Below are 24,535 nucleotides of genomic sequence, written 5' to 3'. Positions count from 1 at the left end.
CGCCTGAACAAATACCGTATGAAGGCGAGCATGAGCCGCAAGGGGAATTGCTATGACAATGCCTGTATCGAATCCTTTCATAGCATCCTAAAGAAAGAGTTTGTCTATTGCACCAAATTCAAAACAAAACAGCAAGCGCAGGATGAGATGTTCCAGTATATTGAGTTTTTTTATAACCGCAAGCGAATCCACAGTGCACTGGGTTATCTTTCCCCTGTCCAATTTGCAGCGAAGTTCAAAAAGAAAAAGACCGCATAAATCTATTTTTTTATGTCCACTTTCTTGACGGAAGTCCAAAAATCCACTAAGCATCTGTGCGAGGTAGAATTCTGCAGATTAGTGATACAAATTCCAACTTAGCACTTATCGGGTGCTGGATGCAGTCGAGTTGGTCTGATCAACGCACCGGATCGTTCCAAATTTCTGCTGCGCGCCATCCGTGGGCCTACTGGCGCCTATCCGTGGGCCTACTGGCGCCTATCCAGCAGCTTTCTGCGTCGCATCCAGCGGCCTAATGTTCGCCCTATCCGGTGCCTACTGTGCGCCATCAGCAGCCTACTGCGTCGCATCCAGCGGCTACTGTGCGCCCTATCCAGTGCCTACTGCGTCCCATCCAACAGCCTAATGTTCGCCCTATCCGGTGCCTACTGGCGCCATCAGCAGCCTACCGCGTCCCATCCAGCGCTCTACTGTGCGCCTATCCGGCAGCCTGCTGCGTCCCATCAGCAGTCTACCCAACTTGCAGGCTCCTACCTGTAAGCTCCGGCCTTAGTCAAAGGACATATATTTGTTCTAAGTTACAGAATATCAACAGCCTATTTCTTCTCTCCATGCCTTGCGGTTGTAATCCGGTAAGAGGTAGGCGACTGGGCACAGAGGCGTTTGAACTGGCGGGAGAAGTACAGAGCGTCCGTCAGTCCGACCGAGGCGGCCACCTGCTCGACGGACAGCTCCGGGCGCTCGCGCAGGAGCTGCCGTGATTTCTCAATACGCAGCTTCAGCAGATAGGTGACGGGCGAGAGGCCCGTTTCCTGCTTGAAGATGCGTGAGAGGTAGGCGCGGTTGTAGCCAAGGCTGGCACACATCTGCTCAATGGAGACGGGATGGGCATACTGGGCAGCCATGTAGTGGATCATTTGCTTCACGGTGCGCTTCACCTGCGATTCCGCGCCGGGGAGCCGGGAGGAGGAGAGAAGCAGCTCGGCTGCTTCGCCGACGATCAGGTATAGATAGCCCAGCGAGGTCAGATGGGCGCTCTCTTTGCCCGCATAGAAGGCGCGCATCATCCCGGCCAGCGCGCCGGGAAAGGCACTGCCTTCGAGGGTGGACAGGACCGGCTTCTGCGGAGTGAAGCCGGTCTGCAGCACGAGCGCGTCTGCGTCCGTGCCGGTGAATGCAGCCCAGCGGTAACGCCAGGGCTGATCTTCATCAGAGAGATAGCTGACCAGCTGTCCGGGATGAATCAGGAAGCAGTCTCCCGGTCCCAGCTCGTATTTTCGCTCCTCCGTCCGGAAGGTTCCGAAGCCGGATTCGATGAAGTGCAGCAGGAAGTAATCATAGATTTTGGGGCCGGCCTGATGCAGCGGGAGCGTCTGGCTCTCGCCGGCAAAAAGCACATGTAAATGCTGATTGTCGTAAACCACCGGATTTGATCCTACGGAATAAGTATGTTCCACACTGGAACCGCCTTTCCCCCGTTAGTGCAATCATAGCCCTAAGGGCGGGTGAATGAGAAGAATAATCTTACTTTTGATTATATCGCTTCTTTTACCCGAAGTCACATTTGTCCATACATTACACACATGATTGCATTATCAGAGCAAGTCTGATTTTATTATAATGTAAGCATAAACGAAGCAATACGATTTCCAAAAGTTAAAACGAGAAGCAGCGAAAGGATGGAGTGGCATTAATGAGCATACAGGATCTGAAAGTCAAATTTATCGAGAAATACGGAGAGAGCACAGAGGAGGCGCGTGTATTCTATGCTCCGGGTCGGGTAAACCTCATCGGTGAGCATTTGGACTACAACGGAGGTTACGTGTTTCCGGCAGCGCTGGACTTCGGAACCACACTGGTTGTGCGTCCGCGCAAGGATGGCAAGGTTCGGTTCGCATCGACGAATTTTCCATATGAGGCCTCGATTGACTACAGTGAAATCGGCAAAGCCAAGACTGGCGAATGGGTAGACTACCCAGTCGGTGTGATGGTGGAGCTGGCCAAAAAAGATCTTCCGGTATCCGCAGGCTACGACCTACTTTTCCATGGCGAAATTCCGAACGGCTCAGGCCTGTCCTCCTCGGCTTCCATTGAAGTGGTCACCGGGTTTGCCTTCCTGACGCTGCTTGGCGGAGATACGGATACTGTAGAAATCGCTTTGTTGTCCCAACGCGCGGAGAATCAGTACGTAGGTGTGAATTCAGGAATTATGGACCAGTTCGCCGTAGCCAACGGCAAGCGTGACCAGGCGATCCTGCTCATGTGCGACACCTTGGAGTATAGCCTGATTCCTTTTGTAACCGGCTCCTACAAGCTGGTGATCGGCAACACGAACAAGAAGAGAGGCCTGGTGGACTCTAAATACAATGAGCGCCGCAGCCAGTGTGATGAGGCCTTGGCGATTTTGAAGCAGGAGGTTCCTTCCCTGTCTTACCTGGCAGAGATGAAACCCGCACAATTCGAAATACACAAGGACAAAATCACCGACGAAACGGTAAGACGCCGTGCCCGCCATGTAGTGGAAGAGAATCAGCGTGTGCTCGATTCCGTAGAAGTGCTGAAGAACAACGACCTGAAGCAGTTCGGTTTATATATGAATGATTCCCACGTCTCGCTCCGTGACCTCTATGAAGTCAGCTGCGAAGAGCTGGATGTCATGGTGGAAGAAGCACAGAAGATTCCTGGTACGCTCGGCTCACGCATGACCGGCGCAGGATTTGGCGGTTGTACTGTATCGCTGGTGCATGAAGATGATGTGGAACGGTTTATCCGTGAAGTAGGAGAAGCCTACAAGAACAGAACCGGCCTTACCGGTGAGTTCTATGTATGCGGAATCGGCAATGGCGTAGAAGAACTGAAAGGAGTGAAGTAAGATGGCGATTCTGGTAACAGGTGGAGCAGGGTATATCGGTTCTCATACAGTAGCGGAGCTGCTGGATCGTGGCGAAGAGGTTGTGGTGATTGATAATCTGCTGACAGGGCACCGTGAGGCGCTTCTGGGCGGCAAGCTGTATGAGGGCGACCTGCGCGACAAGGTAACACTCTCCAAGCTCTTTTCGGAAAATAAGATCGACGCCGTCATCCACTTTGCTGCAAGCTCACTGGTTGGCGAGAGCATGAAGGACCCGGTTAAATACTACGACAACAACGTTTACGGCACACAATGCCTTCTGGAAGCGATGCAGCATGCCGGTGTGGACAAAATCGTCTTCTCATCGACAGCCGCAACCTATGGCGAACCGGAAAAGGTGCCGATTGAGGAAACCGACCGCACCGAGCCGGCGAATGTATACGGCGAAACCAAGCTGACTATGGAACGGATGATGTCCTGGTTCGACAAGGTGCTGGGCATCAAATATGTGGCGCTGCGCTATTTCAACGCCGCAGGTGCACATGCCAGCGGCAAGATCGGCGAAGACCACCGTCCGGAGAGCCATCTCATTCCGCTGGTGCTGCAAACCGCGCTGAAGCAGCGCGAGAGCATTGCGGTATTCGGTGACGATTATCCGACAGAAGACGGAACCTGTGTGCGCGACTATATCCATGTCAGCGATCTGGCCGATGCCCATGTACGGGCCGTCAACTATCTGCGCAGCGGCAGCGCCAGCAATATTTTCAACCTGGGCAACGGGCTGGGCTTCTCCGTCAAGCAGGTCATTGAAACTGCGAAAAAGGTAACCGGCCTTGATATTCCGGTGGTAATTCAGGAACGCCGCGCCGGAGACCCGGCTGTACTGGTAGCTTCCTCCGACAAAGCCCGCTCTGTGCTTGGCTGGAACCCGCAGCATGCCGATGTTGAGGGGATCATTCAAAGCGCCTGGAACTGGCATTCGGCCAATCCGCAAGGGTACGGGGAATAAGCTACGGCACATGAAGGAGAATTGAAATGAATAACGATAATAATACCGCTCCATCTGCGGAAAAGGCGCTGTATGCGATCGAGCAGCTGGTAGGGTTTGCTATCCACAAGCAGCTGATTCAGCCTGCGGACATGGACTACAGCCACAATGAACTGCTGGATCAGTTCGGCTTCAGCGAGCCGTATGCTGCCGAATTCGCAGAAGCTCCACTGGAGAGTCCGCAAGCTCCGCTGGATGTTCTGATTGACTATGGCTTTGAAATGGGCTTGATTCCCGAAAATTCGGATACGTACCGCGACCTGCTGGATGCCAAGATCATGGGTCTCCTCATGGCCCGTCCTTCCGAGGTAAATGCCGAATTCTACAGCCTCACAGCTGAAAAAGGTATTCAGGCGGCGACGGACCGCTTTTACAAGTTAAGCATAGATTCCAATTATATCCGCATGGACCGGATCTCCAAAAATGTGTTCTGGCTGCAGGAATCTCCGTACGGTGACATCGAAATGACGATTAATCTGTCCAAGCCGGAGAAAAACCCGAAGGAAATTGCCATGGCCCGGCTGCTTCCTCCTCCGGTCTATCCGAAATGCCTGCTGTGCCGCGAGAATGTCGGTTACGCCGGAAGGCTCAATCATCCGCCCCGGCAGAATCTGCGTGTGATTCCGCTGAAGCTGAATAATGAGAAATGGTTCCTCCAGTATTCGCCTTACGTCTACTACAACGAGCACTGCATCGTGTTCCATCACGATCATGTGCCGATGAAGCTGACTAAGGATACGCTTAAGCGTCTGCTGAGCTTTGTGGAGACCTTCCCGCATTACTTCATCGGTTCCAATGCGGATCTGCCGATTGTCGGCGGCTCGATTCTGACCCATGATCATTTCCAGGGCGGCCGCCACACCTTTCCGATCCAGAAGGCGCCAAAGGAGGCCACCTTCACTCACGAGGCTTATCCGGGTGTAAGCCTCAGTATCGTGAAATGGCCGATGTCGGTACTGCGTTTGCAGGGTGCAAATCCGGCAGTGCTGCTGGAATGCGGAAATTCGATCTATGAGGCCTGGCAAACCTATAGTGATCCTGCAGCTGAAATACTGGCCTCAAGCGAGGTGGACGGGGAGCAGACCCGGCATAATACCGTTACGCCTATCGTGCGCCGGGCGCAGGACGGCGGTTTTGAAATGGATCTGGTGCTGCGCAACAACCGGACCAGCGACACATACCCTGAAGGGATTTTTCACCCGCACCGGGAAATGCACCATATCAAAAAAGAAAATATCGGCCTGATCGAAGTCATGGGTCTCGCGATTCTTCCAGGCCGCCTGAAGGAAGAACTGGATGCCATTGCCGGTATTCTGGCGGGAGATACGGCGCTGCTGGATGCTGTCCAGTCCCAGGCAGATCACGCACTGGCACAGCATGCTTCATGGATTCAGGAACTGGCTGTCCGCTTTGGCACTGCCATGGACCGTGAAGAAGCAGTCAAGACGGTACAAAATGAGGTCGGCATCAAGTTCACCCATATTCTTGAGCATGCCGGTGTGTATAAGCGTACCGCGGAAGGTCAGGCGGCGTTCCACCGCTTTGCCAACAGCCTTGGCTTCCGGTGAGCCAACACGGCTCCTGCTAATCCAATAGCTCTACCCTGTGAGATGTCCCCTGCTGCTTGGCACGGGGGCATCTTTTTGCGCAGAGCTTCTGTTCGCCAGGAACTGATTTGAATGCTGCCGATCAGAGGTCTATAATAGAATATTGCATCACATTCCTGAACTAAACGGAGGTTCGTCCTTATGCGCAAGTTTGAATTTTATAATCCTACCAAGTTGATTTTTGGACAAGGTACCCTTAGTGCACTCCAGACGGAAGTGCCCAAATACGGTAAGAATGTACTGCTTATGTACGGCGGCGGCAGCATTAAGCGCAGCGGTCTGTATGAGAATGTAATCAACGAGCTGAAGGCCGTTGGTGCAGTAGTTACGGAATTGTCCGGTGTAGAACCGAATCCGCGTCTGTCCACCGTACATAAGGGTGTAGCCTTGTGCCGTGAGAATCATATTGACCTGATTCTCGCCGTAGGCGGCGGAAGCGTGCTGGACTGTGCCAAGGCGGTTGCAGTGGGTGCGAAATATGACGGGGATATGTGGGACTTTGTAGAGCGCAAGGCCGCTCCTCAGGGGGCTCTTCCGCTGGGAACAGTGCTCACTATGGCTGCTACAGGCTCGGAAATGAACAATGGCTCCGTGATCACCAATGAAGTCACCAAAGAAAAAATGGGTTGGGGCAGTATTCACGCCTTCCCGGCTTTCTCGATTCTTGATCCGGAGAATACCTTCACTCTGCCGCGTGACCAGACCGTTTACGGGATGGTGGATATCATGTCCCACGTGCTGGAGCATTATTTCCATACTGACGGTAATACACTAGTGCAGGACGGGTTCTGTGAGGCGCTGCTTCGCACAGTGATTGCCACTGCGCCGAAGCTGGTTGAAGACCTGAACAACTACGAACTGCGCGAAACGATTATGTACTGCGGCACAATGGCACTGAACGGAATGGTAAGCATGGGATTTGCGGGAGACTGGGCAACCCACAATATTGAGCATGCCGTATCGGCTGTATACGATATTCCACATGGCGGCGGATTGGCGATTCTCTTCCCGCACTGGATGAAATACAACCTCAGCACGAACCCTGCCCGTTTCCGTCAGCTGGCTGTTCATGTATTTGGCATTGATGCTGCGGGCAGAACCGATGAAGAGGTGGGTCTTGAGGGTATCGAAGCGCTGCGCCGTTTCTGGGATTCCATCGGAGCGCCGAAGACACTGGGCGACTATGATATCGATAACAGCGAGATTGGCAACATGGCCGACAAAGCTGTCCGCTTTGGACCGTTTGGGAATTTCCGCAAGCTGCAACGTGAAGACGTTGTAGAAATTTATACAATGGCACTGTAAGCGAAACGGCAGCCTTCTGCCGGTCAATACTTAAATGAGCTATGAACCGTCCCTTTCGGGGGACGGTTTTTTTCTTTTCATCCTACAATACTGAGATATTTAACCAAGATTGTGAAACCGGGGACATGGTTTGTGCGTTTAACCTAATATGACAGTCCGGAAGTAAAGACGGGAGGAGAACGATATGGAGACGCTGTATTTGGGCTGTTTGGCGCTTGGCGTCATCTTTGCCGTGGTCAGCGTGATTGTGGGAGATCTGATCGGCAGTGCCCTTCATGGCATTTTTGATGTGGTGTCCTTTCATTTCATCAGCCCTGCGGTTCTGGCGGGAGGTATCACTGTATTCGGGGGAGCAGGCATTCTGCTGACCCGGTACAGCAGTCTGGAGAACGGCCCCATTCTGGCCCTGTCCCTGCTGTCTGCGGCGTTCATGGCTGTTGTCATGTATTTGGGGGTGGTAAAGCCTATGGACAAGAGCGAGATGTCCAGCGGATTTTCTATGAGCGAGCTCCCCGGCAGAATCGGTGAAGTAACGGTTCCCGTTCCGGCACAAGGCTATGGCGAGATTATGGTGAAGTTCGGTGCAAGCAATAGTCTGCATACAGCGGCAAGCTTTGATCACCTTTTGCTTCCTGCCGGAATTAAGGTTGTAGTGGTTGAAGTCAAAGAAGGTGTTGCGGTTGTGTCTGAATTCGAAAAGCGAAAAGGAGAGGACGCGTAATGTACGGTTTGCCTGAATACTTATTTATACCTGCAGTGGTTGTTGCGGTGCTCTTTGTGCTAGGCATTGCATTTTGGGCACGGTATAAAACGGTTGGCCCCGATGAAGGGATGATTGTCACCGGTTCTTTCCTGGGTAACAATCATATTTCCGATGACGGCTCCGGCCGCAAGATTAAGATTGTCCGCGGGGGCGGTGCGTTTATTCTGCCGGTTTTTCAGAAGGCTGAATTCATGTCGCTGCTGTCCCACAAGCTGGATGTGACGACGCCGGAGGTGTACACCGAGCAGGGTGTACCTGTGATTGCCGACGGGGTGGCGATTATCAAGGTGGGCAGCTCCACCGAGGATGTGGCCACGGCAGCTGAGCAGTTCATGGGCAAGCCGATTGAAGCCCTGAAGAGCGAAGCACAGGAGGTGCTGGAGGGTCATCTGCGGGCGATTCTAGGCTCAATGACGGTGGAGGAGGTATACCGCAACCGGGACCGTTTTGCCCAGGAGGTTCAGGGGGTAGCGGCGCGTGATCTGAAGAAGATGGGGCTGCAGATCGTGTCCTTCACGATTAAGGATGTGCGCGACAAGCACGGATATCTGGAAGCGCTCGGGAAGCCGCGGATTGCGGCCGTGAAGCGCGATGCAGAAATTGCCGAAGCCGAAGCGCTGCGGGATGCACGAATTCAGAAGGCTAATGCGGAAGAACAGGGGCAGAAGGCTGAACTGCTGCGCGATACGAATATAGCCGAAGCGTCCAAGGAAAATCAGCTGAAGGTTGCTGCCTTTAAGCGTGATCAGGATACCGCGAAGGCGGAAGCCGACCAGGCGTACCACATTCAGGAGGCGCGTGCCAAGCAGACGGTGGTTGAAGAGCAGATGAAGGTCGAACTGGTGCGTAAGGAACGGGAGATTGATCTGCAAGCCAAAGAAATTCAAGTGCGTGAGAAACAGTATGATGCCGAAGTGAAGAAGAAAGCCGAGGCTGACCGCTATGCGGTAGAGCAGGCGGCAGAAGCCGACAAGGCTAAAAGAATGCGTGAGGCGGATGCCCTGCAATACAGTATTGAAACCCAGGCCAGAGCTACTTCCGAGCAAAAGAGGCTGGAGGGTCAGGCGGTGGCGGATGCCGAGCTGGCTAAAGGTAAAGCAGAATCCGAGGTTATCCGGCTGCGCGGTCTTGCGGAAGCAGAAGCCAAAGAGAAGCTGGCGGAAGCGTTCCAGAAATTCGGCGAGGCCGCAGTGCTCGATATTATCGTGAAGATGCTGCCTGAGCTGGCTGGACGTATCGCCGAGCCGCTGGCTTCCATCGATAAGCTGACTGTGGTGGATACCGGCAACGGAGAGGGAGCTGCCCGTGTCAGCAACTATGTGACCCAGTTAATGGCTACGGCTCCTGAAATGCTCAAAAGCGTCTCCGGGATCGATGTGGAAGCCTTAATCAAAGGATTGACGGCAGGAAAGGCAGGCTCCAAAGCGCCGGCGGCTTCATCCGTCAGTAAGCCTTCAGCTCTTACGGCTCCAGCACCTGTTGCGCTGGCTGAGAAGCCCGCAGAATAACAGGATCATGAACCTTGGGATGACCGGCAGCTTCAGCTTGTCATCCCTTTTTTTCTATTCCTCGACTTAATGAGAAGTGTAGGGAGGCCATATGCAGCTGATTCTGGATAATATCCGCAAAAGCTTTGATGACAAATCTGTACTTAAAGGTATCGACTTTACATTTGAAAAAGGTAAAATTTACGGCCTGCTGGGGCGTAACGGTGCCGGCAAAACTTCACTGTTCAACTGCCTGAGCGGAGAAACACGCATGGACAGCGGAGGCGCTTTTCTGCGAAGAGATGAAGTCAGCCTGCCGCTGCGAGAAGAGGAGATCGGGTATGTATTTTCGCTGCCCATTCTCCCGGAGTTTCTGACAGGTTATGAGTTTGTGAAATTCTATATGGACATCAACCGGGACAAAATCCAGCCGGGCAAAACCATCGGGGACTATTTTGATATTATCCGTTTCGAAGAAGAGGACCGCCACCGGCTGATCAAAGGCTATTCCCACGGCATGAAGAACAAAATCCAGATGCTGTGCTTTATCATCACCCGCCCGCCGCTGATTCTGCTGGATGAGCCGCTTACTTCGTTCGATGTAGTGGTGGCGCTGGAGATCAAGAAGCTGCTCCGTGAGATGAAGCAGGATCATATTATTATTTTCTCCACCCATATTCTGCAGCTTGCTGCCGATCTGTGTGATGAGCTTGTGGTGCTGAACAATGGCGTGCTTCAAGAGATCCCTGCAGACATCCTGCATAGTCCTGAGTTTGAGGAACGGATTATTGCATTGCTGAAGGATGGCGGCGAACATGATTAGCACGCTGAACACCATTATGCAGATCCGGGGGGCCTCGGGTGCGAACCGTCTGCTGTATTATTTTGGGAGATTACCTCTGGTCGGCAAACTGGTAAATGACAGCGTGTATTCCCGGACCTCCCTGAAGAAGACTTTTACCGTAGTGGTCCTTATTCTGAAAATCATCTGGGGTTTCCTGACCAAGTTTGCCTACCTGGGGCTTATCGTGTATCTGCCTGTCGTTCTCGCTGCCAAGGAGCTTACGCTTCCTGAGCAATACGATCTGTACCTGCAAGTGCTTGTATTGCTGAGTTTTGGGGTGGGCACTGTGTCCAACGCCATTATTTTGGAACCGAAGCGGGATAAATATATTTGTGTCAAGCTGATGAGGCTGCCCGCCGACAAGTACATGCATGCTGTCCTGACGCTCAGGGCGCTGACTTTTTTTATTTATTTTGTGCCTGCGATGATGGTATTTGCTCATGTATATAGCGCACCGCTCTGGCAAGGGCTGCTTCTGTCCTTGCTGCTCTCACTATGGCGCATTACCGGTGAAGCACTCCATCTGTGGATATTTGATTCGAGGGAAATAGTGCTGGTCAAAAAAAACGGTCTGGTCTGGTCCGCCATTGGAGTGGGTTATTTGCTTGCATTTGTGCCTCTGTACACGGGAAATGCGCTAATGGATATGGATGGAGTAATGTTCAACCTTCCCCTGAGTGTGGCGCTTGTGGTCCTAGGAGCTTTGTCTGCATTGTATATTGCCAGGTATCCCGGCTACCGTAACGCAGTGGACGCGGTCACCAAGATTGATGATCCTCTGCTGGATATGGGACGGATGATGAAAGAGGCAAATAGGAAGCAGGTCGAGACCCAAGAGAAGGATTTCACATCCAATCAGCTGCGGCCCGGACAATTTGCGGACAAAACCGGCTATGCCTACCTGAACGCGATCTTTTTCTCCCGGCACAGACGCTTCCTGATTCAACCCATCCAGCGGCGTCTGTTGATTATTGGCGCACTGTTTGCAGCCGGTCTGCTGATTCTGCTGACTGCGCCGGATACATTCTCGAAGCTGGTCCAGTATATAATGAGTACGCTGCCCATGCTTGTCATTGTTATGAGTTTCACCTCTATTGGGGAGCGGGTATGCAAGGCGATGTTCTTCAACTGCGACCTTAGTCTGCTGCGGTATGGCTTTTACCGTGAGCGGTCTGCAGTCCTGAGCAATTTCCGCGTTCGACTGCTTCGCATCAGTGGTCTTAATCTGATTCCAGCCGCAGCGATCTGTGTGGTAGTAAATGTGCTCATTCTCTTATCGGGGGAAAATTGGGGAATGACGGATACGCTGATTTTCAGCGGTGCGATTCTTGGCCTGTCGCTGTTTTTTTCCGTGCATCATTTGTTTATGTACTATATTTTTCAGCCCTACAGCACAGAACTGAACGTGAAGAATCCATTCTTCAGTATCATGAACAGTATTGTATTGGGTGTGGGCATTATATGCATGCAGTTTCAGAGTACCCCAGCCCATTTTGCGGTGACAGTGCTGCTGGCTTCTGCTGCCTATGTGCTGATTGCCTTGTTTCTGGTCTACAGATATTCGGCAAAGACCTTTCGGGTGAAATGATTACTTTCGCTGCTCTTTACTGATTTTGGACTAAAAAACATGTATTATAGCTTGATGTTTAGAATGAATATTAAGTATAATGGTGTTTAGTCTTATTTTAAGATATTTGCTGCTTAAGTTCGAAATCCGTAATTCGAAGAGGTGTACGTAGTGAGCAGCATAACAGTAGCGAAAGTACTCAATAATAATGTGATAATCGCCCAGCATCCCCAATATGCCGAAGTGGTTGTCATTGGCAAGGGCATCGGGTTTAACCGTAAAACACGCGACCGGATCAATCTGTCCTCTGTGGAGAAGATGTTTATTCTCCGTAACCAGGAGGAACAGGAACAATATAAGCAACTCGTTCCCCAGGTCGAAGAGAAGCTCATAGAGGTCATGCAGGAGATTGTTTTGCACATTATGCAGAGCAGCCGCCAGCCGCTGAATGAGCATATCCATATAGCGCTTACTGACCATATCTCGTTCGCCATCCGCCGAAACGAGCAGAATATAGCCATTCATAACCCGTTTCTGTACGAAACCAAAGAAATCTACCCGGAAGAATACAACCTGGCGGAGTATGCGGTGGAACGGATTAACGCGGCGATGGGGGTAAAGCTGCCGCCGGATGAGGTTGGTTTTGTTGCCTTGCATATTGTCAGCGCACTCAGCAACCGGCATATCTCCGAGGTCAAGCAGCATTCCCTGCTGATCGGTGATATGGTGAACCTGGTGGAAGACAATCTGGATTATCATATCCCGAGAGATTCGCTGGATTATTCCCGTCTCGTGACCCATCTGCGTTTCGTACTGGAACGGCTGCGCCGGGGGGAGACTGTGCGGGAGACCTCATCGCTCGATGGACTGATGAAACGCGAATACCCCGAGATGTATATGCTGGCCTGGAAGCTGACTAAGGTCATTGAGCAGCGGGTGCATATTCCCGTGTATGCAGCAGAGGTAAGCTACCTGACGATTCATCTGCAGCGGCTGGCCCAGAAGAAAGAGGATGAAGAAGATATGGAGCTTCCGGAGTAGGAATCAAAACAAGATAACCCTTTGTTTGCGGGGTTATTTTTGTGCTTGCATGTTCAAAAGAACGGTGCTACAATGATCCCTGGTTAAACTAAACAGAATACAAAGCGTGTAACTGATACGATCAGGCATGAGTGATTTACAGTATTTTGGTTGTCCAGCCCCAAGTCGGGGTAATCTAACCTTGTGTTAGAGGAACAACCTGTATGCTGTGTTGCTCATGCCTTTTTTGGCTTCTGTTTGAACGAAATTAACAATTAAGGAAGTGACCTCAATGTTCAAAAAAATGTTTGGTGTGTTGCAAAGGGTCGGTAAGGCGCTTATGCTTCCAGTGGCCATTCTGCCTGCGGCAGGCTTGCTCCTTGGGATCGGCAACATGCTGGTTAACCCTGACTTCCTCCAATACGTTCCGGCACTGGAGAATAATGTGGTTCAAGCCATTGCCAATGTTTTGATGAATTCGGGACAAATTGTCTTCAGTAACCTGTCACTTCTCTTTGCAGTCGGGGTAGCCATCGGGCTTGCCGGCGGTGAAGGGGTAGCCGGGCTTGCGGCTATTATCGGGTTCCTCGTCATGAACGTGACCATGGGAACTGTGCTTGGCATTAATGCATGGGTGCTGAGCAAGCAGGACTTCGCCTATGCGAGTGTACTTGGGATTCCAACCCTGCAGACTGGCGTCTTCGGCGGTATCCTGGTCGGGATACTAGCAGCGTCTATGTACAAGCGGTTCTTCCGTATAGAGCTTCCGTCCTATCTCGGCTTCTTTGCGGGTAAACGTTTTGTTCCAATTATGACGGCAGTCACTTCCCTGCTTCTCGGGCTTGCACTGACGATCATCTGGCCGCCAATTCAACACGGTCTGAACTATGTATCGCAGAGTATGATCAACACGAACCTGACGCTGTCGGCCTTCATCTTCGGGGTCATCGAGCGTTCCCTGATTCCATTCGGTCTGCATCACATCTTCTACTCGCCGTTCTGGTATGAGTTCGGCAGCTATGTCGATAAGGCCGGGGATCTCGTTCGCGGTGACCAACGGATATTCATGCAGCAGCTGCGTGACGGCGTGGATTTCACAGCGGGTACCTTTACAACCGGTAAATATCCGTTCATGATGTTCGGTCTGCCTGCAGCGGCGCTGGCGATCTATCATGAAGCCAGACCTGAGAATAAACGGGTTGTCGGCAGTTTGATGGTTTCAGCGGCACTGACTTCCTTCCTGACCGGGATTACTGAGCCACTGGAATTCTCATTCCTGTTCGTAGCTCCGCTGCTGTTCGCAGTACATGCTATATTTGCCGGCTTGTCCTTTATGACCATGCACATCCTGAATGTCAAAATCGGGATGACCTTCTCCGGCGGTTTCATCGACTATGTGTTGTTCGGTGTGATTCCAAACCGTACAGCATGGTGGCTGGTTATTCCGGTAGGTCTTGTGCTTGCGGTTATTTATTACTTTGGATTCCGTTTTGTAATCCGGAAGTTCAACCTCAGAACACCGGGACGTGAAGATCCTTCCGAAGATGTAGAGGAAATAAGCGCAGAGAATGTATCCAGAAGCGGTGATGATCTGCCGCGCAACATTTTGTCCGCACTGGGCGGTAAAGAAAACATTACTCATCTGGACGCTTGTATTACACGTCTTCGTGTAGAAGTTAAAGATAAAGCCGGCGTGGATAAGAACCGTCTGAAGAAGCTTGGCGCATCAGGCGTGCTCGAAGTCGGCAACAACGTGCAGGCGATCTTCGGAACCCGTTCCGATACGATCAAATCACAGATTCAGGATGTAATGAACGGCAGAACTCCAGCTGCCGCACCAGCTGCCCCGCAGCCTGAGCTGGAGAAAAAGACAGGAGAAGAAGGCACAGCGATTATTCCTGAGGATATCGTATCTCCGGTCAACGGGGAGCTGCTCGATATTACACAGGTGCCGGATGCGGTGTTCTCCCAGAAGATGACTGGTGACGGTTTTGCGTTCCTGTCAGATGACGGTAAGATTGCTTCCCCGGTATACGGTAAAGTGTTCAACGTCTTCCCAAGCAAGCACGCGATTGGTATCATGTCCGATGGCGGCAAGGAAGTACTTGTTCATATCGGCGTAAATACAGTTAAGCTTAAAGGTCAGGGTTTCACGATCCTGGTCGAAGAAGGCGATCTGGTAGCCGCAGGACAGCCGATTATGGAAGTTGATCTGGAGTACGTTAAGGCTCATGCGCCTTCCGTAATTTCACCAGTCATTTTCTCCAATTTGCCAGAAGGTTCTGCAGTTACACTGAAGAAGCCGGGTAAAGTGGTTATCGGCGACAAGGATATCATCAGTATCCTGTAAGATGTGCAATGGCGCAGCGCTTCCTTTATAATTAAAGGGAGCGTAGCCTTCACCATAAAAAAACAAATCCTATATGAACAGAAAGCGAGTTGGATATTATCATGCAAAAAACATTCAGAATTATCGACGAAGACGGAATTCACGCACGCCCGGCAACAGCGCTGGTAAATACAGCAACAAAATTCAAAGAAACCGAAGCTTTTGCAGAAGCTAAAGGTAAAAAAGTAACCCTTAAGTCCATCCTTGGCGTTTTGTCTCTGGGTCTTGAAGCAGGCGATACTCTGACTCTGATTACTGAAGGCAGTCAAGAGTCCGAAGCGCTGAGCGCACTTCAGGAAGTTATGGTTAAAGAAGGGCTGGGAGAGCTGCATGAGTAAAATTTCAGGAATCGCGGCTTCAGCAGGTATTGCCGTAGCCCGTGCCTTTATCCTGGAACATCCGGATTATACCATTACAAAAACGGCTGTAGGTAATGTGGAGGCAGAGGTTGCCAAACTGACAGACGCGCTGGAGAAGTCCAAAGCCGAGCTGCAGAGCATCAAGGAACGCACCCTCGCTGAACTGGGCGAGAAGAAAGCGGAGATCTTTGAATCCCATCTGCTGATTCTGGAAGATCCTGAGCTGATCAGTCCCGTAATGGACAAAATCCGTGAGGAAATGGTTAATGCGGACTATGCCTTAAATGAAGTTGCCACTCAGTTTATTGAGATGTTTGAAAATATGAAAAGCGCGTACCTTCAGGAACGCGCAGCTGATATGCGCGATGTGACCAAACGGGTGCTGAACCATCTGTTGGGTATCCATTATGTCAGTCCTGCCGAGATCAGTGAGGAAGTCATTGTTATTGCCCAGGACTTGACGCCTTCTGATACAGCACAGCTGAACCGCAACTTCGTCAAGGGCTTTACGACGAATATCGGCGGACGCACCTCGCACTCGGCCATTATGGCCCGCTCCCTGGAAATTCCGGCGGTAGTCGGCACCAAGAATGTACTGTCCGAAGTCAAGGCAGGTGATCTGGTGATTGTGGATGGTCTGAACGGTGATGTTCTGATCAACCCGAGCGATGCTGAGGTAGCGGAGTACAAAGCCAAGCAGGCAGCCTATGATCTGCAAATCGCCGAGTGGAAAAAGCTCCGCGACGAGCCGACCGTATCCGCTGACGGCAAGCATGTAGAGCTGGCTGCCAACATCGGTACACCAAATGATGTGAATGGTGTAATCGAGAATGGCGGCGAAGGTGTAGGCCTGTACCGGACGGAGTTCCTGTACATGGGCCGCGACAAGCTTCCTTCCGAAGAAATTCAGTACAATGCTTACCGCACAGTGCTGGAGAATATGAGCGGCAAGCCGGTTGTAGTACGTACACTGGATATCGGCGGTGACAAGGAACTGCCGTACCTGGATCTACCTAAGGAAATGAACCCTTTCCTCGGATTCCGGGCGATCCGCCTGTGTCTGGATCGTCAGGATATTTTCCGCACCCAGCTCCGCGCACTACTCAGAGCAAGTGCCCACGGTGATCTGCGGATCATGTTCCCTATGATCGCTACGCTTGGTGAATTCCGTGCAGCCCGTGATCTGCTGCTGGAGGAAAAGGCCAAGCTCCGTGAAGAAGGCAAGGAAGTGTCTGACAACATTCAGCTTGGCATTATGGTGGAGATTCCTTCCACAGCTGTTCTAGCTGACCAGTTCGCCAAGGAAGTGGATTTCTTCAGTATCGGAACCAATGACCTTATCCAATATACAATGGCTGCAGACCGGATGAACGAACGGGTATCCTACCTGTATCAGCCATACAACCCGGCTATTCTGCGCCTGGTCAAAATTGTAATCGATGCTGCCCATGCTGAAGGCAAATGGACGGGCATGTGCGGCGAAATGGCTGGTGACAGCACGGCGATTCCGCTGCTGCTGGGCCTCGGTCTTGACGAATTCAGTATGAGTGCCACCTCTATTCTCCCGGCACGGAGCCAGATTTCCAAGCTCTCTGCCGCAGACATGAAGGAAATGGCAGCAAAAGCGTTGCAGCTCGGTACCGCCGAGGAAGTTGCTGCACTTGTGCAGAGCAGTGTGAATTAATTATTGCTTCAAGCATTACTCCGTTTTTTAGCAAGTCTACTTTTCCAACTACTTTATGCCGGCCTCCTAATTGGGGGGCTGGTTTTTTTTATTACTAAGCGGATCGCCTGTTTCTAAATAGTAGTTGTAACATTGTATAGTGGTGCTGCGTCAGAAGGATATGATAGGCTATGAGTTAGTACATAACATCAATTTACAGTAGCTATCCAATCCATAGCAGGTTATACTTCCGATAGAATAGCGGCTTTTGCTTGATAAGCTTAATTGAGAAGTCATCACTACCGATATAGGAAGTATAGACAGCAGAATAGGCTGCTGGACCCAAACTTGTGAACATCGTGTTACATATAATATGTTAAGCCAAGTCATGGGTTGGACCTGAGCAAGACTGTACTCCTGATGCTCCGCTTGCAAAGCCGTGCAAGTATTATTTTTAAATGATGTGGAAATAGTTGGATAATAGCAGCAGTAGATCCGTTTTCCGGCAACTGTGGGGAGAACACTGGGATGGTGATCATGAATGAACAGCAATTATATAAATGCAGAGAAAGCAATAGAAATTTATACAGGCAATGATCTTGGATTGACCTATACTGCAGATTACAGCCTCTTCAAAGTATGGGTGCCCACAGCTTTCACCGTGTCGCTGGTATTGTATAATACCGGGGGGAATGGGACAGAAACCGTGAACTACGGTGACCGGGACAGCGGGCGTATCGTGAATATGCAGCGTCAGGAGGGCGGGGTCTGGCAGGCCCGTTTCTCTGGGGATTTGAAAGGCAAGTATTATATGTACCGCGCCGTTTTTGAAGACGGAACGATTAAAGAGGCAGCGGACCCTTATGCCAAGGCGGTGTCGGCCAACGGTATACGATCAGCCATTGTGGACTTGCGTGGCACTGATCCGGAAGCCTGGGTCTTAGATAGCTCTCCTGCTCTGCCTCATCCTGCTGATGCTGTGATCTATGAACTGCATGTACGGGACTTCTCTTCGTCAGAGGACTCCGGTATGCTGCATAAAGGCAAATTCAAGGCTTTTACTGAATTCGGGCTGCGGGATTCTGCGGGACATGCGCTGGGTATTGATCATTTGAAGGAGTTAGGCATTACCCATGTGCACCTGCTTCCGGTATTTGATTTTCAGACTATTAATGAACTCGGAGCAGACAGCGGAAAGGGAGCGGAACCTTTTTTCACTGAATACAACTGGGGATATGATCCTCAGCACTATAACGTGCCGGAAGGTTCGTACAGCACCAATCCGTCAGATCCGGGAACCCGCATTCGTGAGATGAAGGAAATGGTACAGGCGCTGCACAGTAAAGGGATCTCCGTGATTATGGATGTCGTATACAATCATACCTATTCTGTGGAAAAAGGACCTTTTCAGCCGCTGGTTCCCGATTATTTCTACCGGCATGACTATAACGGCCGCCTCTCCAATGGTTCCGGTGTCGGCAATGAGCTGGCCACGGAACGGCCGATGGTGCGCAAATATATTAAGGATTCATTAGCCTACTGGGCTTCCGAATATCACCTTGACGGGTTCCGTTTTGATCTCATGGGACTGATGGATAGTGTGACCATGCGTGAACTTACGGAGGAACTGCGTCTGGAGATCAACCCGAATCTGCTGATCTACGGTGAGCCTTGGACTGGCGGGGATTCTCCGTTAGCTACCAAAACACTAAAAGGTGTGCAAAAAGGCAAGGGATATGCAGTCTTCAATGACAACTTCCGCTCTGCGATCAAAGGCGACAGCGATGGCTGGGGCAAAGGCTTTGTAACCGGGGAATATGACAAGGAAGGTGCGGTTGCTTCCGGGATCAAGGGAGCCATTCATGAATTTACAGATTCTCCGGTGGAAACGGTGAATTATGTGACTGCACACGATAATTTGAATCTGTGGGATAAGGTACTTGCCACGCAGGGTCTGCGCCAGGCGGCCAAACTGCCGGAACTGGAGAATGGACGGCTGAAGAACGGTGGTGTGGTAGAAGCCGCAGTTGCCGATGCCGATCCCTACTTCGCGGTTGACCGGCAGGATATTCTCGGCGATGAGATTGTACGGCGGTCTCTGCTGGCGAACGGGATCATCCTAACCTCACAGGGCATTCCCTTTCTGCAAGCAGGTGATGAATTCCTGCGCAGTAAATACGGAGACCACAATAGCTACCGGAGCCCCGATGCCATCAATGCCATCCGTTGGGAGAACAAAGCGAAGTTCCTTCCCGTCTTTGAGTACTACAAAGGACTTATTGCGCTGCGGAGAAATCATCCGGCTTTCCGGCTTCATGGACGTCAGGAGATCGAGCGTTCGCTGGAATTCCTCCGCTGTGAGGGCGGAGTGGTCTCCTATCTGCTGAAGAATAACGCCGGTGGTGACGTCTGGAACAATATCGTAGTCATATTTAATGCTAATCCCGGGCCGATCAGCCATAAGCTCCCCGAAACGGATAGCTGCTGGAATATCGTTGTGGATCATACCTCAGCAGGAACAGATGCCTTCCGTACTGTCCAGGGTGCAGAGGTAGAGCTTGAAGGGTTGTCTATGATGATTCTCTATGATAAATACGGTCAGCCTGAGCCAAGGTCCAAAATCATTGAGATCCATTATGAACGTCCGGATGGTGATTACCGGGGCTGGAATCTATGGATGTGGGGTACAGGCATCCAGGATGGCCAGTGCGATTTCCGGCAGATGGAAAATGGCCATGCTGTGGCTCGGATCGAAGTGCTCCCAGAAACTGCGTCGGTAGGCTACATTCTAAGATTGAATGACTGGGAAGAGAAGGACGGGGCCGCAGACCGCTTCATTGACTGCTCCGGCAGCCAGGAGCTGGTTAAGGTAACGATCCGGGAACGATTGCAGGAGAACAGCGGAGGTAAGGATGATCCGCTGCAGCTCACCAGTTAAGATACAATAAAAGAGCTGTTCTGTACGGCAACCCGCCAGGGGGCCGTCAGAATAGCTCTTTTTGTCAAAATATAAGAATTTAGTTTTGACTTGGACTATCATTTTTATATGTCCTCTGGAGCCAATGCTCCCCCTTACGGGAATAGCTTATTTGGGCTGGTCCGAATATTCTTCATCTACAAGCTCGCTGTACAGATTGGCTTCGTTGCCGCCGTGATTCTTAGAGCGGTACATTGCCAGGTCGGCGGCCCGGAGCAATTCATTAATACTGCTGCCGTGCTGCGGGTATAGCGATACTCCTATGCTGGCTGATGTATGGAAGCTGGAGCCTTGGTTGATCGACCAGGATTTATTGAAGAGTTGCAGCAGCCGGGCCAGGATCTCATCAAGCATCTCAGGGCTGGTGAAGCGGTGCAGCACTACGGCGAACTCGTCTCCTCCGATCCGGAAAGCCTGTCCGGATCCCTTGACGGTCTGCTGTAGCTCACGTGAGAGCAATTGCAGGAATTCATCTCCGGCCAGATGGCCAAGCGTGTCATTCAGTTGCTTGAAGCGGTCACAGTCGAGCAGGGCCAGCGCAATATTCTGTTTGCGTTCCTCCGGCTGATTGATCAGATTCTCCATGTACATCTTGAAATGGGCTCTGTTAGGAATTGCAGTCAGATGGTCATAAAAGGCCAGCTTGTGCAGGCGTTCCTCATATTGCTTCCGTTGGGTGATTTCACGCGATACCAGCATGAACTGCGCCGGAAAAGCGCCGCTGCCCTTAATCGGGGTAACCTTCGTTTCAAGCCATACCCAGTGTCCCTCTACTGAACGCATGCGCAGCTCGGAAATCCGCGGGGGGGCCTGTACCACGCTTTTGAGCTTCGCCCAGGTAATCTCCGCCTCCCTAATATAATTGGAGAGCGGAGCACCTTTGGACGGGATATATCCGAGCAGGCCCGAATGGGAAGGGGAAGCGTATAAGATCAACCCGTTAGGATCTGTCAAAATAATAAAGTCGGACATCGTCTCGCCAATTAATTGATACAGGGACTTCTCCTCAAGCATTTCATTTTGAAGGGTAATTAGCTTACGGCAGAGATAAATAATAACGAGTACCAGCAAAAACAGGAATAGGGAGTACAACGCGAACAGTGAGCTTTTTTTATCCCGGAATTCCTGAGTTACCTGCCGTGCATAGTCGTCAATCAATTGCTCGGCTTGGTCCAGAGGGTCCCGGACTTGCTCCAGCAGAGCATTAGTTTGGAGTGGAGAGAACGATTTGGGGTTCCAGTTGCTCTGGACCCGCTGTGAGATGAGATCCCTGCCTGTATCCTTCCAGGTTTGAAAAGGGCCATCGACGTTTTCCAAGACATCTTTCAGCTGAGTAAGCAGCCGTTCACTTTGCCTCATCCCGCTAAACGGATTCTCCACGGAGTTGATATTATAGCTGGCCATGCCAAGACGCTGCTTCGCCTGGGCATTGTTTTCTTCGAAATCCTGAGACAGTTTGCTGCGCTCCTCACTGTTAATATTTGCGTTTATAGCAGTATGGAGGGCCAAGGCAGACTGGTACAGGTCACGGTCAGCATTTAGAATGAGCTCGGAATTCTGATACACATCGTTATATAAGGATGCTGACAATTTATTCATTGTGTTGTTTAAATATAGGAGGGAAGCAATACTGATACCCACCAGAAGAACGGAGATAGCGGCAAATAAAAGGATTAGTCTGCGCGTGTTTTTGATCTCGGGAAAACCTGCCACTTCATCCACCCCCTGCAAAAACTATTAAGTATTCTTTAATGCTGTCTAATTACCGCTAAGTCTATTCATAAGTGGACCTTTTGCTTGTGTGAGCAGGATAATGAAGAGATTGTGATCCAAGCGAGTCATACAGAGCAGGGGAAGAATAAGGTGGCAGGAATGGGAATCTCCCGGTATGATCGAAGTTTCTTCTCATCAGTATAAAGGAAGCACTTATGTTGAGCAATTGCCTGGGAATAGGTGGATATAGCTTAATAATCTCCAGACTCCGGAAGCTTCGGCTCAGGTTCAGATCCGTGATCCGGGGGAGATTTGCCTTTAATTCTCAGATTTATGGTCGCGAAACATAAATCCTTATTTTTTAGAAAAAATTATGTATAACCTGCTTCCTACTAGATATTCCAGCCCTTGAGTCCTATTACCCAACTTTACCGGAAACGATACCCTCTCTGATTAATAATCCGCAGAGAAGGGTCCAGGGCCATAGGCATAACGCAGCATTTCAGGCAAAAAAAGTCGGAAGTCTCCCAAAAAGTGCCATAAACCTCCAAAAAAGAGGCTTGCGGCTGTATGTCTGTCGTAAACATGGGTAAAACCAACTATAGTCTATTCATTGCGCAGGGCGTAGATAGGGCACATTCTTGCCGCTTTGTTTGCAGGCATCATTCCAAAGACAACACCGGTAAACCAAGAGAACAGGAAAGAGATGATCACCATATTCCAGGAGGTGGCGACATTCATTGGGGCAGAAGAAGTCAGATCACTCCGCTTCACGCTAAGTGCGGTGCCGAGCTTGATGGAGCTTAGCATGGATAGTGTAGGAAATTTCCGTCGCAGCAGCAACTGCTGCTGTGGCTGTATTTAAAGCTGCAGAAGCAATCCTTAAATACGCCTTGAAGCTTGAGGGAAGCTTAAAAGAAGATAAAAAATTGGCCTGAATTTGTCCCGCTTGTCAAACCGGCTAATTTTGCATATAATAAATAAACATATCTTCTAAGCAGAAGATGGATTGATTCAGCAGCATTCATGATAAATGCAGTGATGGAGAAGAGTACGCAGTGCCTGGCTTACAGGGAGGAGACGCCGTGGATTGAGAGCGTTTCTAGGAAGCAGAGCTGCCGAAGTTCACTCCGGAGCAGTTCCTTGAATTTCTTTCAAGCCATGCTTGATGGAGAGCGTAGGGGAAACCGGCGGCAGACCGTTATTTCTGCTAAAGTGAGACAGGTCTTAGTCATGCCGAAAGCAGAACAATGCTATTGGGGATGTCATCAGACAGTCTAACAAGGGTGGTACCACGGTCTTTTCGTCCCTTACCGGGAGGAAAGGCCTTTTTTTGTTGCAAATAGGACAACACCATGATAAGGGGGCAGTATACGGCCATGAAAGAAAAGCTTGAAGCATTAAAGGTCGAAGCGTTAGCGAAGCTGAAGGAAGTTACCGATCCGCAGGTTCTGAATGATTTGCGTGTAAAGTACTTGGGTAAAAAAGGCGAACTTACAGAGGTTCTGCGTGGTATGGGCGGGCTCAGCGCGGAGGAGCGCCCGGTGATCGGCCAGGTAGCCAATCTGGTGCGGGGCGCCATTGAGGAAATTATCGAAAACAAACAAGAGGCCTTCCAGCAGCAGGAGACCCAAAACCGCCTGAATGCGGAAAAAGTGGATGTAACCCTGCCGGGCCGCAGTCTGCCGCAAGGCGGAATTCATCCGCTTAGCCGGGTGGTTCAGGAGATCGAGGATATTTTCATTGGCATGGGCTACCGGGTGGCGGAAGGGCCAGAGGTGGAAACGGATTACTATAACTTTGAAGCGCTCAACCTGCCGAAGAACCATCCGGCCCGTGATATGCAGGATTCCTTCTATTTGACGGAGGATATCCTCATGCGCACGCAGACCTCACCGGTCCAGGTTCGCACCATGCAGGCCATGAAGGGCGAAGCCCCTGTCAAAATCATCTGTCCCGGCAAGGTATTCCGCCGCGATGATGATGATGCGACCCACTCCTTCCAGTTCCATCAGGTTGAAGGTCTGGTGATTGACCGCCATATCCGCATGAGCGATCTGAAGGGCACGCTGCAGCAGTTTGCCCAAGAAATGTTCGGGCCGCACGCGGGCATCCGCCTGCGTCCAAGCTTCTTCCCGTTCACCGAGCCGAGTGTTGAGGTGGATGTAAGCTGCTTCAAATGTGGCGGAGACGGCTGCCGTCTGTGCAAGCAGAGCGGTTGGCTGGAAATCCTGGGCGCCGGCATGGTTCACCCGAACGTGCTGGAAATGGGCGGCTATGATCCTGCGGAGTACAGCGGCTTCGCCTTCGGTATGGGTGTCGAACGGATAGCGATGCTGAAGTACGGTATCGATGACATCCGTCATTTCTACACGAATGATATGGCTTTTGTGAAGCAGTTCAAGGGGATTTAGATTTTTGGCGGGTAAGAGGCTGGGCGGGCAGGATCAGCTATCGAGGATCTTTGTTTCTGTTTTATCAATCTGTTAACAAATGGACCGGAGGGGAAGTTTGGAACTGGAGGAGCGAACGCGTCCGCCTTTAGGTTTGGATTTCTACCGCGATCAGCGGTTTAAATCAGGAGATTCAAATCTAACAGCGGCCGGAATTCCAAACATTCCCCGCAGGGACCCTATTAACGAATGATTTTAAAACGGAAGTACAGAGATCCAATGCTGCTCACTGTTTCCGCATTGCCAAGCAAATCCGGCACGTAGATAAAT

Annotated in this window: 18 protein-coding genes and 1 other annotated feature; of the genes, 15 read left to right on the top strand and 3 right to left on the bottom strand. The window is 51.0% G+C overall.

Translation table 11 applies throughout. The features are described 5' to 3' along the window. Positions 1-258 (top strand): IS3 family transposase (locus A3842_RS23830; RefSeq protein ID WP_143186273.1); only part of this gene is annotated, 258 nt, incomplete at its 5' end. Positions 259-815: 557 nt separating this feature from the next. Here the strand turns inward: A3842_RS23830 and A3842_RS23825 are convergent. Beyond that, positions 816-1,676 (bottom strand): AraC family transcriptional regulator, encoded by an 861-nt coding sequence (locus A3842_RS23825; protein WP_074102958.1) that lies wholly within the window; start codon positions 1,674-1,676, stop codon positions 816-818. A gap of 236 nt (positions 1,677-1,912) precedes the next feature. On the opposite strand from A3842_RS23825, the gene A3842_RS23820 reads away from it, so the two are divergent. The 13 genes from A3842_RS23820 to pulA all read left to right on the top strand — a co-directional run bounded on the left by A3842_RS23820 (position 1,913) and on the right by pulA (position 20,060). Next, on the top strand, positions 1,913-3,091 hold the full coding sequence (locus A3842_RS23820; RefSeq protein ID WP_074102957.1) for a galactokinase: 1,179 nt from the start codon (positions 1,913-1,915) through the stop codon (positions 3,089-3,091). Between the two features lies 1 nt (position 3,092). Further along, positions 3,093-4,079, top strand: a complete 987-nt coding sequence (gene galE, locus A3842_RS23815; protein ID WP_074084689.1) for a UDP-glucose 4-epimerase GalE — start codon at positions 3,093-3,095, stop codon at positions 4,077-4,079. 26 nt (positions 4,080-4,105) lie between these two features. Then, a complete protein-coding gene (locus tag A3842_RS23810) occupies positions 4,106-5,686 on the top strand; it encodes a UDP-glucose--hexose-1-phosphate uridylyltransferase (protein ID WP_074102956.1) in 1,581 nt (526 codons plus the stop codon). Between the two features lie 180 nt (positions 5,687-5,866). After that, a complete protein-coding gene (locus tag A3842_RS23805) occupies positions 5,867-7,030 on the top strand; it encodes an iron-containing alcohol dehydrogenase (protein WP_074102955.1) in 1,164 nt (387 codons plus the stop codon). Positions 7,031-7,214: 184 nt separating this feature from the next. Beyond that, the gene (locus A3842_RS23800) at positions 7,215-7,751 is read left to right on the top strand and encodes an NfeD family membrane protein (RefSeq protein WP_074084686.1); all 537 of its coding nucleotides are present in this window, start codon (positions 7,215-7,217) and stop codon (positions 7,749-7,751) included. Next, complete coding sequence (locus A3842_RS23795; RefSeq protein WP_143186348.1) at positions 7,751-9,301, top strand: flotillin lipid rafts scaffold protein FloT; 1,551 nt, start codon at positions 7,751-7,753, stop codon at positions 9,299-9,301. The genes A3842_RS23800 and A3842_RS23795 overlap by 1 nt, the downstream gene beginning before the upstream one ends. Positions 9,302-9,392: 91 nt before the next feature. Next, a complete protein-coding gene (locus tag A3842_RS23790) occupies positions 9,393-10,103 on the top strand; it encodes an ABC transporter ATP-binding protein (protein WP_074084685.1) in 711 nt (236 codons plus the stop codon). Next, on the top strand, positions 10,096-11,712 hold the full coding sequence (locus A3842_RS23785; RefSeq protein ID WP_074102954.1) for a hypothetical protein: 1,617 nt from the start codon (positions 10,096-10,098) through the stop codon (positions 11,710-11,712). Before A3842_RS23790 ends, A3842_RS23785 begins: the two co-directional genes overlap by 8 nt. Before the next feature lie 150 nt (positions 11,713-11,862). Beyond that, on the top strand, positions 11,863-12,732 hold the full coding sequence (gene glcT, locus A3842_RS23780) for a glucose PTS transporter transcription antiterminator GlcT (RefSeq protein WP_074084683.1): 870 nt from the start codon (positions 11,863-11,865) through the stop codon (positions 12,730-12,732). Positions 12,733-13,003: 271 nt separating this feature from the next. Beyond that, positions 13,004-15,061 (top strand): glucose-specific PTS transporter subunit IIBC, encoded by a 2,058-nt coding sequence (ptsG, locus tag A3842_RS23775; protein WP_074102953.1) that lies wholly within the window; start codon positions 13,004-13,006, stop codon positions 15,059-15,061. A gap of 101 nt (positions 15,062-15,162) precedes the next feature. Further along, positions 15,163-15,438: an HPr family phosphocarrier protein gene (locus A3842_RS23770; protein WP_074084740.1), complete on the top strand. Its 276-nt coding sequence runs from the start codon at positions 15,163-15,165 to the stop codon at positions 15,436-15,438. Next, positions 15,431-17,143, top strand: coding sequence for a phosphoenolpyruvate--protein phosphotransferase (gene ptsP / locus A3842_RS23765; RefSeq protein ID WP_074084681.1), 1,713 nt, complete (start codon positions 15,431-15,433; stop codon positions 17,141-17,143). The genes A3842_RS23770 and ptsP overlap by 8 nt, the downstream gene beginning before the upstream one ends. Before the next feature lie 520 nt (positions 17,144-17,663). After that, complete coding sequence (gene pulA / locus A3842_RS23760) at positions 17,664-20,060, top strand: type I pullulanase (protein WP_074102952.1); 2,397 nt, start codon at positions 17,664-17,666, stop codon at positions 20,058-20,060. Between the two features lie 147 nt (positions 20,061-20,207). Here the strand turns inward: pulA and A3842_RS23755 are convergent, their stop codons facing one another. Then, the gene (locus A3842_RS23755) at positions 20,208-21,812 is read right to left on the bottom strand and encodes a diguanylate cyclase domain-containing protein (protein WP_074102951.1); all 1,605 of its coding nucleotides are present in this window, start codon (positions 21,810-21,812) and stop codon (positions 20,208-20,210) included. Positions 21,813-22,418: 606 nt separating this feature from the next. Then, positions 22,419-22,622, bottom strand: a complete 204-nt coding sequence (locus A3842_RS32170; RefSeq protein ID WP_256701838.1) for an ABC transporter permease — start codon at positions 22,620-22,622, stop codon at positions 22,419-22,421. Between the two features lie 219 nt (positions 22,623-22,841). Continuing rightward, positions 22,842-23,126, top strand: a binding site (T-box leader). Between the two features lie 65 nt (positions 23,127-23,191). Between A3842_RS32170 and pheS the strand changes: the two genes are divergently transcribed. Beyond that, positions 23,192-24,226: a phenylalanine--tRNA ligase subunit alpha gene (pheS, locus tag A3842_RS23745; RefSeq protein ID WP_074084678.1), complete on the top strand. Its 1,035-nt coding sequence runs from the start codon at positions 23,192-23,194 to the stop codon at positions 24,224-24,226. Positions 24,227-24,535 lie beyond the last annotated feature (309 nt).

It is taken from the genome of Paenibacillus sp. P3E (assembly GCF_001909045.1).
GTDB lineage: Bacteria > Bacillota > Bacilli > Paenibacillales > Paenibacillaceae > Paenibacillus_AQ > Paenibacillus_AQ helianthi.
This window is presented reverse-complemented; position numbering and strand designations above follow the sequence as displayed.

Bases quoted from the DNA above. Each gene is read 5' to 3' on its own strand.
- A3842_RS23820 (WP_074102957.1), top strand. From the start codon at position 1,913: ATGAGCATACAGGATCTGAAAGTCAAATTTATCGAGAAATACGGAGAG.
- galE (WP_074084689.1), top strand. From the start codon at position 3,093: ATGGCGATTCTGGTAACAGGTGGAGCAGGGTATATCGGTTCTCATACA.
- A3842_RS23810 (WP_074102956.1), top strand. From the start codon at position 4,106: ATGAATAACGATAATAATACCGCTCCATCTGCGGAAAAGGCGCTGTAT.
- A3842_RS23805 (WP_074102955.1), top strand. From the start codon at position 5,867: ATGCGCAAGTTTGAATTTTATAATCCTACCAAGTTGATTTTTGGACAA.
- A3842_RS23800 (WP_074084686.1), top strand. From the start codon at position 7,215: ATGGAGACGCTGTATTTGGGCTGTTTGGCGCTTGGCGTCATCTTTGCC.
- A3842_RS23795 (WP_143186348.1), top strand. From the start codon at position 7,751: ATGTACGGTTTGCCTGAATACTTATTTATACCTGCAGTGGTTGTTGCG.
- A3842_RS23790 (WP_074084685.1), top strand. From the start codon at position 9,393: ATGCAGCTGATTCTGGATAATATCCGCAAAAGCTTTGATGACAAATCT.
- A3842_RS23785 (WP_074102954.1), top strand. From the start codon at position 10,096: ATGATTAGCACGCTGAACACCATTATGCAGATCCGGGGGGCCTCGGGT.
- ptsG (WP_074102953.1), top strand. From the start codon at position 13,004: ATGTTCAAAAAAATGTTTGGTGTGTTGCAAAGGGTCGGTAAGGCGCTT.
- A3842_RS23770 (WP_074084740.1), top strand. From the start codon at position 15,163: ATGCAAAAAACATTCAGAATTATCGACGAAGACGGAATTCACGCACGC.
- ptsP (WP_074084681.1), top strand. From the start codon at position 15,431: ATGAGTAAAATTTCAGGAATCGCGGCTTCAGCAGGTATTGCCGTAGCC.
- pulA (WP_074102952.1), top strand. From the start codon at position 17,664: ATGAACAGCAATTATATAAATGCAGAGAAAGCAATAGAAATTTATACA.
- A3842_RS32170 (WP_256701838.1), bottom strand. From the start codon at position 22,622: ATGCTAAGCTCCATCAAGCTCGGCACCGCACTTAGCGTGAAGCGGAGT.
- pheS (WP_074084678.1), top strand. From the start codon at position 23,192: ATGAAAGAAAAGCTTGAAGCATTAAAGGTCGAAGCGTTAGCGAAGCTG.